General features: G+C 54.9%; 14 protein-coding genes. 9 read left to right on the top strand and 5 right to left on the bottom strand.

The window, feature by feature from the left end; all coding sequences use genetic code 11:
- Both gsiC and gsiD read left to right on the top strand, forming a co-directional pair.
- On the top strand, positions 1-921 hold the full coding sequence (gsiC, locus tag O1723_RS14495) for a glutathione ABC transporter permease GsiC (RefSeq protein WP_014883134.1): 921 nt from the start codon (positions 1-3) through the stop codon (positions 919-921).
- Between the two features lies 1 nt (position 922).
- Entirely contained in the window at positions 923-1,834 is a 912-nt protein-coding gene (gene gsiD, locus O1723_RS14490) for a glutathione ABC transporter permease GsiD (protein ID WP_014883135.1), read from the top strand.
- A 63-nt stretch (positions 1,835-1,897) separates the two neighbouring features.
- Here the strand turns inward: gsiD and rimO are convergent, their stop codons facing one another.
- Positions 1,898-3,223 (bottom strand): 30S ribosomal protein S12 methylthiotransferase RimO, encoded by a 1,326-nt coding sequence (gene rimO, locus O1723_RS14485; RefSeq protein ID WP_023336976.1) that lies wholly within the window; start codon positions 3,221-3,223, stop codon positions 1,898-1,900.
- Positions 3,224-3,444: 221 nt separating this feature from the next.
- Between rimO and O1723_RS14480 the strand changes: the two genes are divergently transcribed.
- The 5 genes from O1723_RS14480 (at position 3,445) to O1723_RS14460 (ending at position 7,471) form a co-directional block, all read left to right on the top strand.
- Positions 3,445-4,965: an S-type pyocin domain-containing protein gene (locus O1723_RS14480; protein WP_023338181.1), complete on the top strand. Its 1,521-nt coding sequence runs from the start codon at positions 3,445-3,447 to the stop codon at positions 4,963-4,965.
- Positions 4,965-5,219: a DUF7683 domain-containing protein gene (locus O1723_RS14475; protein ID WP_023336978.1), complete on the top strand. Its 255-nt coding sequence runs from the start codon at positions 4,965-4,967 to the stop codon at positions 5,217-5,219. The genes O1723_RS14480 and O1723_RS14475 overlap by 1 nt, the downstream gene beginning before the upstream one ends.
- A gap of 89 nt (positions 5,220-5,308) precedes the next feature.
- Positions 5,309-5,425 (top strand): bacteriocin immunity protein, encoded by a 117-nt coding sequence (locus O1723_RS14470; RefSeq protein ID WP_369796275.1) that lies wholly within the window; start codon positions 5,309-5,311, stop codon positions 5,423-5,425.
- A 413-nt stretch (positions 5,426-5,838) separates the two neighbouring features.
- A complete protein-coding gene (gene bssR, locus O1723_RS14465) occupies positions 5,839-6,246 on the top strand; it encodes a biofilm formation regulator BssR (RefSeq protein WP_249427762.1) in 408 nt (135 codons plus the stop codon).
- A gap of 106 nt (positions 6,247-6,352) precedes the next feature.
- A complete protein-coding gene (locus O1723_RS14460; RefSeq protein WP_023336979.1) occupies positions 6,353-7,471 on the top strand; it encodes a PQQ-dependent sugar dehydrogenase in 1,119 nt (372 codons plus the stop codon).
- Here the strand turns inward: O1723_RS14460 and O1723_RS14455 are convergent, their stop codons facing one another.
- Positions 7,472-8,098 (bottom strand): glutathione S-transferase family protein, encoded by a 627-nt coding sequence (locus O1723_RS14455; protein WP_023332495.1) that lies wholly within the window; start codon positions 8,096-8,098, stop codon positions 7,472-7,474.
- A 242-nt stretch (positions 8,099-8,340) separates the two neighbouring features.
- Here O1723_RS14455 and dacC point away from each other — a divergent pair, with 242 nt between their 5' ends.
- On the top strand, positions 8,341-9,546 hold the full coding sequence (dacC, locus tag O1723_RS14450) for a serine-type D-Ala-D-Ala carboxypeptidase (protein WP_014883140.1): 1,206 nt from the start codon (positions 8,341-8,343) through the stop codon (positions 9,544-9,546).
- A gap of 67 nt (positions 9,547-9,613) precedes the next feature.
- Here the strand turns inward: dacC and deoR are convergent, their stop codons facing one another.
- From deoR to O1723_RS14435, 3 genes are all read right to left on the bottom strand, one after another.
- Positions 9,614-10,372: a DNA-binding transcriptional repressor DeoR gene (deoR, locus tag O1723_RS14445; protein ID WP_014883141.1), complete on the bottom strand. Its 759-nt coding sequence runs from the start codon at positions 10,370-10,372 to the stop codon at positions 9,614-9,616.
- A gap of 67 nt (positions 10,373-10,439) precedes the next feature.
- Entirely contained in the window at positions 10,440-11,048 is a 609-nt protein-coding gene (gene ybjG, locus O1723_RS14440) for an undecaprenyl-diphosphate phosphatase (RefSeq protein ID WP_023336980.1), read from the bottom strand.
- Positions 11,049-11,055: 7 nt separating this feature from the next.
- Positions 11,056-11,784, bottom strand: coding sequence for a phosphatase PAP2 family protein (locus tag O1723_RS14435; RefSeq protein WP_014883143.1), 729 nt, complete (start codon positions 11,782-11,784; stop codon positions 11,056-11,058).
- 168 nt (positions 11,785-11,952) lie between these two features.
- Here O1723_RS14435 and O1723_RS14430 point away from each other — a divergent pair, with 168 nt between their 5' ends.
- Positions 11,953-13,185: an MFS transporter gene (locus O1723_RS14430; protein WP_014883144.1), complete on the top strand. Its 1,233-nt coding sequence runs from the start codon at positions 11,953-11,955 to the stop codon at positions 13,183-13,185.
- Positions 13,186-13,226 lie beyond the last annotated feature (41 nt).

Raw genomic sequence — 13,226 nt, 5'->3', positions numbered from 1 at the left:
ATGCTGAATTATGTTTGTAAACGCTTGCTTGGGCTTATCCCGACGCTGCTGATTGTGGCGATACTGGTATTTTTGTTTGTGCATATGCTGCCGGGCGATCCGGCGCGTCTGGTTGCCGGGCCGGAAGCAGATGCCGCCGTCATTGAGCTGGTGCGCAAGCAGCTGGGCCTCGATCAGCCACTGTATATGCAGTTTCTTCATTACATTTGCAACGTTCTGCAGGGCGATTTTGGCATCTCGATGGTGTCGCGTCGTCCGGTAGCGGAGGAAATCGCCAGCCGCTTTATGCCCACGTTCTGGCTAACGATTGCCAGTATGAGCTGGGCAGTGGTGTTTGGGCTGGGGGCCGGGATTGTTGCGGCGGTCTGGCGCAACCGCTGGCCTGATAAGCTCGGTATGGCGCTGGCGGTCACCGGTATCTCTTTTCCGGCGTTCGCGCTGGGGATGCTGCTGATGCAAATCTTCTCCGTTGAGCTGGGCTGGCTGCCGACCGTTGGGGCCGATACCTGGAAGCATTACATTCTGCCCTCTATGACGCTGGGGGCTGCCGTCTCGGCGGTAATGGCCCGCTTTACCCGCGCCTCCTTCGTTGACGTGCTGAGTGAAGATTATATTCGCACCGCGCGGGCGAAAGGGGTCAGCGAGAAGTGGGTCATTCTTAAGCACGGGTTTCGTAATGCGATGATCCCGGTGGTGACGATGATGGGGCTGCAGTTTGGCTTTCTGCTGGGCGGCTCTATCGTCGTGGAAAAGGTTTTCAACTGGCCGGGGCTGGGGCGTCTGCTGGTCGATTCGGTCGAGATGCGCGACTACCCGGTAATTCAGGCGGAAGTCCTGCTTTTCTCCCTGGAGTTTATTCTTATCAACTTAGTGGTGGATGTGCTCTACGCCGCCATTAACCCGGCCATCAGGTATAAGTAAAATGCGATTGTTGAACTGGCGACGTCAGGCCGTTTTAAACGCTATGCCGGGGCTGAAACCGGAGCATATCCGCACGCCGTGGTCGGAATTCTGGCGGCGTTTTCGCCGTCAGCCGGTCGCCATGACGGCGGGGCTGTTTGTGCTGCTGCTGATTGCGGTGGCGATCGTTGCGCCCTGGGTGGCGCCGTTTGATGCGGAAAACTATTTTGACTACGACCGCCTGAACGATGGGCCGTCCATGCTCCACTGGTTCGGCGTGGATTCCCTTGGGCGCGATATCTTCAGCCGCGTGCTGGTGGGGGCGCAAATCTCGCTTGCCGCCGGGGTGTTTGCGGTACTGATCGGCGCGGCAATCGGTACCGTGCTGGGTCTCGTCGCCGGATATTACGAAGGCTGGTGGGACCGCATCATCATGCGAATCTGCGACGTGCTGTTTGCCTTTCCGGGTATTCTGTTGGCCATTGCCGTGGTGGCCATTATGGGCAGCGGCATGGCGAACGTGATTATTGCCGTTGCGGTATTTTCGATTCCCGCCTTTGCCCGCCTTGTGCGCGGCAACACGCTGGTGCTTAAACAGCAGACGTTTATCGAGTCCGCCCGCAGCATGGGGGCCAGCGATGCCACCATTCTGTTCAGTCATATTCTGCCGGGAACGGTGTCGTCTATTGTGGTCTATTTCACCATGCGCATCGGCGTGTCGATTATTTCTGCGGCCAGCCTGTCGTTTCTGGGGTTAGGCGCACAGCCACCGACGCCGGAGTGGGGCGCGATGCTGAACGAGGCGAGGGCAGATATGGTGATTGCGCCGCACGTGGCGATCTTCCCGAGTCTGGCGATTTTCCTGACCGTGCTGGCATTTAACCTGCTGGGGGACGGGCTGCGCGACGCGCTGGATCCGAGGATTAAGGGGTAGGGAAGTGGAATGTGCCGGGTGGCGGCTACGCCTTACCCGGCCTGGAAATGAGGTGCAGTACGATTAAACCCGGCTACCCCACAGGTCATATTCGTCCGCGTTTTCAACCTTCACGCGAATAATATCACCCGGCTTAACGCGAGTTTCGCCGTTCAGGTACACCGCGCCGTCGATTTCAGGGGCATCTGCCATGCTGCGGCCAATTGCGCCTTCTTCGTCCACTTCGTCAATGATAACCATGATCTCTCGGCCCACTTTCTCCTGCAGACGTTCAGCAGAGATCTGCTGTTGCAGCTGCATAAAGCGGTTCCAGCGCTCTTCTTTCACCTCTTCCGGCACCTGATCCGCCAGTTCGTTGGCGGTTGCGCCTTCAACCGGGCTGTACTTGAAGCAGCCTACGCGGTCCAGACGCGCTTCTTTCAGGAAATCGAGCAGCATCTGGAAATCTTCTTCGGTTTCACCCGGGAAGCCGACGATGAAGGTTGAGCGCAGGGTCAGATCCGGGCAGATTTCGCGCCACTGTTTAATGCGTGCCAGCTGACGGTCAACGGAGCCAGGACGCTTCATCAGCTTCAGGATACGCGGACTGGCGTGCTGCAGCGGGATGTCGAGATACGGCAGGATTTTGCCTTCCGCCATCAGCGGAATGACGTCGTCAACGTGCGGATATGGGTAGACGTAATGCAGACGCGTCCAGATCCCCAGCTTCGTGAGCTGCTCGCACAGGCCCACCATGCTGGTTTTCACCGGCTCGCCGTTGTGGAAACCGGAACGGTGCTTCACGTCTACGCCGTAAGCAGAGGTATCCTGGGAAATCACCAGCAGTTCTTTCACGCCAGCATCGGCCAGACGTTTAGCTTCCGCCAGCACGTCGCCAATCGGACGGCTCACCAGATCGCCACGCATGGACGGGATGATGCAGAAGGTGCAGCGATGGTTGCAGCCTTCGGAAATTTTCAGGTAAGCGTAGTGACGCGGCGTCAGCTTCACGCCCTGTTCCGGCACCAGGCTCAGGAACGGATTGTGCTTTGGTTTTGGCACGTAGTGATGAACATGTTCCAGCACCTGCTCGTAACTGTGCGGGCCGGTGATCTCCAGTACCTTCGGATGCACTTCACGGATCTGGTCCTCTTTCGCGCCCAGACAGCCGGTCACAATGACTTTGCCGTTTTCCGTCAGGGCTTCACCGATGGCTTCCAGGGACTCCTGAACCGCGCTGTCAATAAACCCGCAGGTGTTCACAATCACCATATCGGCGTTGTCGTAGCTTGGCACCACGTCATAGCCTTCGGTACGAAGTTCGGTAAGGATGCGTTCGGAATCCACCAGGTTTTTCGGGCAGCCGAGGGAGACGAAGCCGATTTTCGGCGGGTGCGTAACATTGCTCATAGGTTAAAAATTGTTCGATTTTTGGAATGGTCAGGCAGGGATTCTACAGAGGTTGGGGGGAAATTTGTACTGAAGAATTGCGCTCGATGCAGGTTTTCGGTGCCAATCGATTTTTCTGGTTAAGAAACGATGTTTTGCTTAGAACAAATACTTGTTGAACGTATGGTTATTGCTTGTAAAATGACCGAGAGGAGTGTTTTTTATAATAAGTAGAGTGACTTATGACAAAACGGCTGGCCAAAATGGGGGATAAGACTTCATACGGGAAGATAGTGTCAGCAACATCTGGGTGTATTGATGGTGTAGACCATCTGGTACTGGATGGGGATAAAGCATTTTGCAACCAATGCAAAGGGAGTTTTCCGATACAGGGGAGTGCAAGTGGCTGGCTGAATCCTGGCGCAAAATGTCATGTTGCGCACTGCGATAAGGTTCTATGCAAGTGTCCTGATAATTATGTATTTGCCTCTTCCAACTTTTTCACTGGTGGAGCAGGGTCCCAATCTGCTTCAAACGTCCATTCAGGCTTAACCAGTGTCTTGCAGGAACTAGCTAAGTCTTCTGTTTCCACGATTACTCCTGTTTACGCTAAATCTCGTCAGCGAGGCGAAGGTTGTACCGACGCAGGAACAGATCAGGAATCCGTTGATAATTTCGGTTATGCAGGCTATTTCCGGGCGAGTCCTCAACCGGAACAAACAGAATCGGAACCCGTCCAACACGCGCAGGCTGCAAAGAAACTCAAACCAGCCGAACCGACTCCACCACCAGAAGATAACCGCGCGTGGTATAAGCGCCTTTTCAGTTCCTCGGATGCCCCCAAAGCGTCTGCGACTGCAGGTATGGCAACAGCAAGGGCCGCGACTACAGCAGGGATCGCCACTGATGCAGCAATTGAGGCCGGATACGCAGCAGTGCAGAAAATTGGAGGAAATCTTTCGACGGCTGGTCGCTGGATAGCCCCGAGTCCTCCAACCGTTTTTCTGTTTGGCATGTTCTACTCGCCAAAGCTCAACAGTGGCGAACAGGACTACATTAATAAAATGCGCCTTGAGCAGGCCGCACGGAATAAAGAAGATGTTCCGACCCGTGTTCGCTTTCGCTGGGAGGCTGACCAGTTCGGCATTATGAGGCCGAAAGGCTTCCATGTAAGCGCCGGAGGCGGACAGGACCGAGTGCCAGTGCGCATGCTTCATAAGAACACCACCACCGGGAACTATGAGTTCTGGGAGGATGGCGCAGATAAGCCGATAGTCGTTTGGACTCCTGACGATCCGGGATATTCTTCCCCGACCAATACCGGCAGCCAGGACAACGTCTATATTCCTCCGAATGTACTGGTTTACCCGGAAAGTGAAATCAACAGCCCGTGGTCAACAGTTACCCCAGCACCGGGAGAACGTTCATTCCGGGATTATATTCTGGTGCATCCAGCAGGGACCTTTGATCCGATTTATGTCTATCTGAATGCGGATCACAAATACCACACTGCACCAAAAGGGACCCCACCATTACCAGCATTCCCTGATGCGAAAAGAGCACCACGTAAGACAGCTATTCAAGGTGGCGGACAACTTCGGGCAAGATGGAAAGATGCCAAAGGTAAAATTTATGAATGGGATTCTCAACATGGCACAGTCGAAGTTTATGACCGTTCGGGCCGCAACCATTTAGGAGAGTTCAATCACATAACAGGTGAGCAAACCAAGCCAGCAGATCCAACCAGAAAGGTAGAAAAGTGATGGTAATCTATTCTGTGGAAGTCTTTGATAAACAAAGCGAAGAATTGGTTTTAGAGGTTGAGATCCCTAAGAGCAAACTGAAAGGAGTTGCTGCTATTATGGGGTGGGGGTCGGATGACGAAGAGGCATTTGTCAAAGGCATCGCAGGGTTCAATGTTAGCCAAAAACAGGCATTGGATTTAGAAAATTTACTCGGCGAAAAATTCTATTCTAAAGACGTTATCGTGCAAATCGCTGGCGGAGAAATATCTTGAAGCGGTCATTTCGTGGCTACACAGAAAGTGAATTCTTGGAGTTTGTTCGTTCAGTCTAAAATGTTGCGGATACTTCAAAATGTGAAGATATCAAAAACATACTGGAGTTTAAGCGCCTGACCCAACATCCTGACGGCTCTGACATCATTTTTTATCCCCGAGATGACCGCGAAGATAGTCCTAAAGGAGTTGTTCAAGAGGTCTAAGGATGACGCAAAGCCAATGTTAAACCGGGCTTTCTTGAGAAATGAGCCTTTGACACTAAGCATTAAATGTTGATTAAAAGCGCCGGGTTTTTATCCCGGCGTTTTTGCGTCAGGGTCAGAACTACCGGGATTTAGAGCCAAGGCAGCAACGTATTATTTTCGCCCTTTAGGCAGCCGAGGGAGACGAAGCCGATTTTCGGCGGGTGCGTAACATTGCTCATAGGTTAAAAATTCATCAATTATGGAGTTATCAGGGCGGGATTTTACAGCGTATCGCGTGGGATTTATACACTCTTTGCAAGCGGGATGTGTCGGGCAGAGGTTGTAACATTGTAAATAATGTTAATCAGTTAAGAATAATTGATCTCAGGCATTAAACTGTACAAAAAATGAACTTATTCTGACTGTGCAACATGGCTGACAGAGGAGGAAATAGCATATCCGTTGACAGACTGAAACGCGATCTGCTTAACAAGCTGATCAACGCCCGAATCGACCTGGCCGCTTATCTGCAGCTCAGGAAGGCCAAAGGCTATATGTCAGTCAGCGAAAGCGAACATCTGCGTGATAATCTGTTTGAACTTTGCAATTTCATGCGTGAAAAAGCACCGATCCTGAGGGCGGAATACGATGAATGCGAGTTAATGGCGCTGCGTCGTGCCGCTGAGGTGCTCTCCATTGCTGGGGTATGTTTGATGAACGGACGCCACGACTGCCCGAATTTTATCGCTGTAAACGCGGAGAAGCTTGAAAACTGCCTGACAACGCTCTCTCTATGCATCATGTGTCTGTCCGAGCATGAGAAGCTTGAACAACACTGAGCCCGGGGGAGGCAACTCCCCCTTCTGATTAAGCTTTTGTAAAAGTGGTAACGCGCCCGGAGGTACTGGCTAATCTTTATGCCATATGCCGAAAAAGGAGCGCGTCATGCCACGGTCCTCGTTGATTTTCCTTCCTGCGTTGTGCTTTTCCTTTTCACTTCTTGCGGCGCCAGAGGCGGTGAAGGTCGAGGTGCTGCAAAACCGACTCGATCACCCCTGGTCGATGGCGTTCCTGCCGGACAATAAAGGGCTTCTGGTCACACTCAAGGGCGGGCAGCTCAAACACTGGCAGGCCGGAAAAGGGCTTTCCGATCCCATTGTTGGCGTTCCGAAGGTCTGGGCGAACGGTCAGGGAGGACTGCTGGACGTGGTGCTGGCGCCGGATTTTGCAACGTCGCGCCGCGTCTGGCTGAGTTACGCCGAAGCAGGGCATGACGGCAAAGCCGGAACGACGGTGGGTTATGGCCGCTTAAGCGACGATCTTTCCCGCATCGAGGCATTCCAGGTCGTGTTCCGCCAGATGCCGAAACTCTCTACCGGTAACCATTTTGGCGGACGGCTGGTGTTTGACGGCAAAGGCTACCTCTTTATCGGACTCGGCGAGAACAACCAGCGCCCGACGGCGCAGGACCTGGACAAGCTGCAGGGGAAAGTGGTGCGCCTGACCGAGGACGGTAAAGTCCCTGCGGATAACCCCTTTGTGAACACCGCCGGCGCACGGCCGGAAATCTGGTCTTATGGCATTCGCAACCCGCAGGGAATGGCGATGAATCCGTGGAGCGACACGCTCTGGCTGAACGAACATGGCCCGCGCGGCGGGGATGAAATCAACATCCCGGAGAAAGGCAAAAATTACGGCTGGCCGCTGGCGACACACGGCATTAATTACAGTGGCCTGAAAATCCCCGAAGCCAAAGGTGAACACGTCGAGGGAACCGAGAAGCCGCTGTTTGTCTGGAAAGTCTCGCCCGCGGTCAGCGGCATGGCGTTCTACAACAGCGACGTTTTTCCGCAGTGGAAAAACAAACTGTTTATTGGGGCGCTAAAGGAGAAAGACGTTATCGTCCTGAGCGTGGAGGGCAACAAGGTCACGGAGGACGGGCGCATCCTGGGCGATCGGGATCAACGTATTCGCGATGTGCGGGTGGGGCCGGACGGGTATCTGTATGTGCTCACCGATGAAACGGACGGGCAACTGCTAAAAGTCAGCCCGTCCGGTGCGTAATCAGGTGACCGGGGTCATCACGACGTTACGGTACGCCGGACGCTCGCTCAGTTGCTTGAGCCAGCGTTCAAGGTGAGGGCGCGGCGTCCAGTTCAGCCCCATATTGGTCAGGTTCCAGACAAACGGCGCCACGGCAATATCCCCCACGCCGAACGTCTCGCCGGAGAACCAGGCGTGCTTCGCCAGTTCGTCATCCATCATGGCAAACAGGTTTTCACAGGCATCCTGAGCGGCATGAATAGCGGGATAGTCGCGCTCGGCCTCGGGGGTTCTCACCAGCCCCATCAGGATCACCCGGTGAACAGGAGAGAACGTCTGGTTTGCCCAGTCCATCCACTTTTCACCCTGGGCGCGCTGCGCCGGGTTTTCAACCCACAGACGGCCAAGACCGTACTGGGCGGCGAGGTAGCGCACAATGGTGTTAGATTCCCAAAGCGTTGCGTCTGTTTCGTCATCGCGCAGCAGCGGCACCAGGCCGTTCGGGTTCATCGCCAGATAGTCGGCCTCTCTGTTTACCCCGTATGCCATGCCAGCCATGATTTGATTAAACGGTAAATCCAGCTCTTCCAGCGTCCAGAGCACTTTCTTCACGTTGGTCGAATTGTTCCTGCCCCACAGCGTAATCATATTTACTCCTGATGAGTTGTGAATCCGGGTCACCTTTTTCGCCATGGTGAGATAAACCTAACAATTACGCAACAGAAGACAAAAAAATCGCCTGAATCAAAGCGTAAATGAATGTTATTGCATAAACTTTAATAACTTTACCCTCGCTGGGTTTCTTTCACCGTTTTAGTGCGCTATTACTCATCGCTTCTTGCGACACGGTGATGTGACGTAATTTTTGAATGGACACTCGGGTGGCATTTATGACGCGAAAAATGACTTCTCTGCGCAGCCTGGCGGCAGGCTCTGCGCTCCTTTTCCTGTTTGCACCAACTCTCTACGCAGCAGAACAGGCTGCGCCCGAAGCGCCACCGGTGGATGCGCGCGCCTGGATCCTGATGGACTATGCCAGCGGGAAAGTGCTGGCGGAAGGCAATGCCGATGAGAAACTCGATCCGGCCAGCCTGACCAAAATCATGACCAGCTATGTGGTCGGCCAGGCCTTGAAAGCCGGTAAGATCAAGCTGGACGATATGGTCACCATCGGAAAGGACGCCTGGGCGACCGGCAACCCCGCGCTGCGCGGGTCATCGGTGATGTTCCTGAAGCCAGGGGATCAGGTGTCCGTTTCCGATCTGAATAAAGGGGTAATTATTCAGTCGGGAAATGACGCGTGTATCGCGCTGGCCGATTATGTGGCCGGCAGTCAGGATTCTTTCATTGGTTTGATGAATGGCTATGCGCAGAAACTCGGCTTAACCAACACGACATTCAAAACGGTTCACGGCCTGGATGCGCCGGGACAGTTCAGTACCGCGCGCGACATGGCGCTGTTGGGGAAAGCGCTGATCCACGACGTACCGGATGAATACGCGATCCACAAAGAGAAAGAGTTTACCTTCAACAAAATTCGCCAGCCGAACCGTAACCGTCTCCTGTGGAGCAGCAACGTTAACGTGGACGGCATGAAGACCGGCACCACGGCGGGCGCGGGCTATAACCTGGTGGCCTCTGCGACGCAGGGCGACATGCGTTTGATCTCGGTTGTGCTGGGCACCAAAACCGACCGCATCCGGTTTAACGAATCAGAAAAACTGCTGACCTGGGGCTTCCGTTTCTATGAAACCGTGACGCCGATTAAACCGGATGCCACGTTCGTCAGCCAGCGCGTCTGGTTTGGGGATAAGAGTGAAGTGAATCTCGGGGCGGGGGAAGCCGGTTCCGTGACCATTCCACGCGGTCAGCTGAAAAACCTGAAGGCCAGCTTTACCCTGACCGACCCGCAGCTCACCGCGCCGTTGAAAAAAGGCCAGGTGGTCGGGACGATTGATTTCCAGTTAAACGGGAAGTCAATTGAACAGCGTCCGCTGATCGTGATGGAAGCGGTAGAAGAGGGTGGCTTCTTCAGCCGGATGTGGGATTTCGTATTGATGAAATTCCACAGCTGGTTTGGCAGCTGGTTCAGCTAATCCATCATACTTTTCTCCCTCTCCCTGTGGGAGAGGGGCGGGGTGAGGGCATCAGACCGCACCCCTCTCAATACATCAACTTCACCTGCTGCGCCTTCGCATGGGCCACAATTTCCTCATCCGGGCGGCAATCGCTGACGATGGCGTCAAACTGCGCCAGCTCGCCCATTCTTGCCGACCGCACCTTACCAAACTTACTGTGATCGACCACCAGCACATGGTATTGCGCGGCGCTTAATGCCCAGTGCTTTACCGGCAGCTCCTCCAGGTTAAAGCAGGTCGCCCCCTGACGCACATTCACGCCCGCGGCGGAATAGAACGCGATGTCCGGACATAAGTTGCTGAGCGTGTCCTGCAGGTTGAGCGGCTTAAAGATAGCGTTGCTGGCGTGAAACTCACCTCCGCAGAGGATCACCCGGCACTCGGGTTTCTCCTGCAGCGCCAGAAAGGTGTTCAGGGAGTAACACACGGCGGTAAAGGGAATACTGCTGTCGATGGCTTCGATAATCCACGGCGTGGTGGTGCCGCAGTCAAAAAACAGCGTCTGGTGCGGCTGTACCAGCGTGGCGGCCAGGCGCGCGGCTTTGCGTTTCTCTTCCACCAGACGCGTTTTCTGATCGCTTATCAGATAATGGCTGGCGCTACGCGGCTCAAGCACAATGTACCCGCCCAGCAGCACCACGGGAGCGCTGTCGCTGTTCAGATCACGACGAATGGTCATCTCTGAGACGCCGAGGAGGTTGGCGGCTTCCTTAAGATGCAGCTTATCACTACGCTTCAGCGCCTGAAGCAGCTGAGCTATGCGGTCATCGCGTCGTGTTTCCATAGTTCCTCAGGATAAAAAAAATGAGCCCCCGCAGGGCGGGGGCTCAGTGTAACCTGTCCGGTTGGGGTTAGTCACGTATCCAGCCTTTGCGGATCGGGAGGGCAAAAATGGCGCGATAAAGGGAAGAGAGCCCCCGGTAGAGCGCTTCACCGAAGAGATACCACAGGATTGCCGCGCTCACGCAGCCAATCAGTCCTACCAGGAAACCGCCGACCATATCCAGCGGCCAGTGGACGCCAAGATACACGCGGGACCAGGCAATCGCCGCGGCTGCCACCATCAGCACCGCACCAGACCACAGGCGATGCCAGAACAGGAAAGCCAGCGCGAAGGTGAAGATAACCGTACCGTGATCGCTCGGGAAGGAGTCATCCGGCGCGTGGTGCAGGAAGGTATAACCGACATGGTCGACAAAAGGACGATCGTGCGGGAACGCATGGCCGAGAATATAACTAACCAGTACGCTGACCCCGAGCGCCATCGCGACTTTGATCACCAGCTGGCGCTGTGCCTTCACCTGGCTGCGAGGGCCCCAGAGCCAGAGGACAGCGGCCAGCACAGGCACGATACTAATCAGATCTTTTGCCAGGAAGGTGGCGAAATCAATCATCCACTCTGGCGAGGCCGGTGTGGCGTTGATCAGATAAAACAGCTGATAATTCAGATTCTCTAGCATAGCGTTATTACTCTTTTGCAAACCGGGTGGAAACCAGCCCGTAGACGGCCACCTGGGAAAACCAAACCCACCACCCGGCCCACAGGTTGTGAGAGAAAAAATGTGCCCCGCGCATCACCTGACCGAAGCCCATCGCCAGACCCAGCAGCACGCCGAGGGCAACAAAGCTCCAGGCGAGACGTGGACGCTCGCGCCAGAAGGCAAAAAACAGCCCCATCACCATAAAACCGCTGGAGGCATGGCCGCCGGGGAAACAGCGCCCCGGCCCGCTGTCTGTCGGGACGGCGCTAAACAGTGGGTAAGACATCGCCTTCCCGCCATACTCCACCAGATCCCACGGGCAGCTGTGGTGGCTAATGCTTTTCAGTACGCCCACTACCAGCGCGCCAAGCCCCATCAGCAGCGCCGCCGTAACCAGCCTGGCGTTACGTTTGTAAGCGCCGTAAAGCAGCGCCACGGCACCTAAGGCGATGGCGATGTACTTCGCCAGACGATGGTTGAGCAAATCCAGCAGGTGGTCTTTCTGCAGCGGGAAGCTCTGCTTCGCCGCGTCATACCAAAAACCGGTGATCCATCTGTCGAGCGCTTCATCGCGCGAAAGCCACGTAAACACCACGGCAAGGACTAACAGCACGAAAAGCTGATAACCATAAAAGCGGGAGGGTAAGCGGTAAAGTCGTTTTGTCTTATTTGTCTGTAAGTTAGACAATTCTGAACGGCTGGAAGTGAGTGCCATAATTTGGGATCGTTGACGAGTAATCGGGCTATCATAAATCTGTCAACTTAAGGAAACCTTAAACGAAGACGATATGTGCTTTATTTCTGTTTATCCTCGATAAATCACTATCTCGGGCTGCGGCATTTCATTACACTCGTCGCGATTTTGTCATTTTAAAGAGATTGCATGTTAAACCGTTCTTCTTCTGGTTCACGTCTGGGTCGTCAGGCGTTGCTTTTCCCCCTGTGTCTGGTGCTCTACGAATTCTCCACCTATATCGGCAACGATATGATCCAGCCCGGCATGCTGGCCGTTGTGGAGCAGTACAACGCGGGAATTGAATGGGTGCCGACCTCCATGACCGCCTATCTGGCTGGCGGCATGTTTTTACAGTGGCTGTTAGGGCCGCTGTCGGATCGTATTGGCCGCCGTCCGGTGATGCTGACCGGCGTGGTGTGGTTTATCGTCACCTGTCTCGCTACGCTGCTGGCGCAAAACATTGAGCAATTTACCCTGCTGCGTTTCCTGCAGGGGGTGAGCCTGTGCTTTATCGGTGCCGTAGGGTATGCCGCCATTCAGGAGTCGTTTGAAGAGGCGGTGTGTATCAAAATTACCGCGCTCATGGCAAACGTGGCGCTGATTGCCCCTTTACTCGGGCCGCTGGTGGGCGCCGCGTGGGTACATGTTGCGCCCTGGGAAGGGATGTTTATCCTCTTTGCGGTTCTCGCTGCTATCGCGTTCTTTGGCCTGCACCGCGCAATGCCGGAAACGGCGACCCGTCTGGGTGAAAAACTCTCGCTCAAGGAGCTGGGCCGGGATTACAAAGAAGTGCTGAAGAATGGCCGCTTTCTGGCGGGGGCGCTGGCGACCGGGTTTGTGAGCCTGCCGCTGCTGGCGTGGATTGCGCAGTCTCCGGTCATTATCATCAGCGGTGAAAAGCTCAGCAGCTACGAGTACGGTCTGCTGCAGGTGCCGATTTTTGGCGCGCTGATTATCGGTAACCTGGTGCTGGCACGTCTGACGTCACGCCGCACCGTGCGTTCACTGATTATTATGGGTGGCTGGCCGATTGCAGCAGGGCTGATTCTTGCCGCGGTGGCGACCGTTGCGTCATCCCACGCTTATCTGTGGATGACGGCGGGGCTCAGCCTTTATGCATTCGGGATTGGCGTGGCGAACGCCGGGCTGGTGCGCCTGACGCTGTTTGCCAGCGAGATGAGTAAAGGCACGGTGTCCGCGGCGATGGGTATGCTGCAGATGCTGATTTTTACCGTCGGTATCGAGGTGAGCAAGCACGCTTACGCGATGGGTGGCAACGGTCTGTTCAGTCTGTTTAACCTCGCCAACGGCGTGCTGTGGGTTGGCCTGATGATGGTGTTCCTGAAGGACAAACGCGTCGGCAACGCCCTGCAACCGTAATCTGTTTATTCCCTCTCCCACAGGGAGAGGGTTAGGGTGAA

The sequence above is a fragment of the Enterobacter cloacae complex sp. HYC080_NIDB genome (assembly GCF_056673325.1).
Note: the sequence above shows the minus strand (reverse complement) of the source record. Positions and strands in the feature narration are given on the sequence as shown.

What these genes read in the sequence shown, in the direction of transcription:
- gsiC (WP_014883134.1), top strand. Translation starts at nt 1, where the DNA reads ATGCTGAATTATGTTTGTAAACGCTTGCTTGGGCTTATCCCGACGCTG.
- gsiD (WP_014883135.1), top strand. Translation starts at nt 923, where the DNA reads ATGCGATTGTTGAACTGGCGACGTCAGGCCGTTTTAAACGCTATGCCG.
- rimO (WP_023336976.1), bottom strand. Translation starts at nt 3,223, where the DNA reads ATGAGCAATGTTACGCACCCGCCGAAAATCGGCTTCGTCTCCCTCGGC.
- O1723_RS14480 (WP_023338181.1), top strand. Translation starts at nt 3,445, where the DNA reads ATGACAAAACGGCTGGCCAAAATGGGGGATAAGACTTCATACGGGAAG.
- O1723_RS14475 (WP_023336978.1), top strand. Translation starts at nt 4,965, where the DNA reads ATGGTAATCTATTCTGTGGAAGTCTTTGATAAACAAAGCGAAGAATTG.
- bssR (WP_249427762.1), top strand. Translation starts at nt 5,839, where the DNA reads ATGGCTGACAGAGGAGGAAATAGCATATCCGTTGACAGACTGAAACGC.
- O1723_RS14460 (WP_023336979.1), top strand. Translation starts at nt 6,353, where the DNA reads ATGCCACGGTCCTCGTTGATTTTCCTTCCTGCGTTGTGCTTTTCCTTT.
- O1723_RS14455 (WP_023332495.1), bottom strand. Translation starts at nt 8,098, where the DNA reads ATGATTACGCTGTGGGGCAGGAACAATTCGACCAACGTGAAGAAAGTG.
- dacC (WP_014883140.1), top strand. Translation starts at nt 8,341, where the DNA reads ATGACGCGAAAAATGACTTCTCTGCGCAGCCTGGCGGCAGGCTCTGCG.
- deoR (WP_014883141.1), bottom strand. Translation starts at nt 10,372, where the DNA reads ATGGAAACACGACGCGATGACCGCATAGCTCAGCTGCTTCAGGCGCTG.
- ybjG (WP_023336980.1), bottom strand. Translation starts at nt 11,048, where the DNA reads ATGCTAGAGAATCTGAATTATCAGCTGTTTTATCTGATCAACGCCACA.
- O1723_RS14435 (WP_014883143.1), bottom strand. Translation starts at nt 11,784, where the DNA reads ATGGCACTCACTTCCAGCCGTTCAGAATTGTCTAACTTACAGACAAAT.
- O1723_RS14430 (WP_014883144.1), top strand. Translation starts at nt 11,953, where the DNA reads ATGTTAAACCGTTCTTCTTCTGGTTCACGTCTGGGTCGTCAGGCGTTG.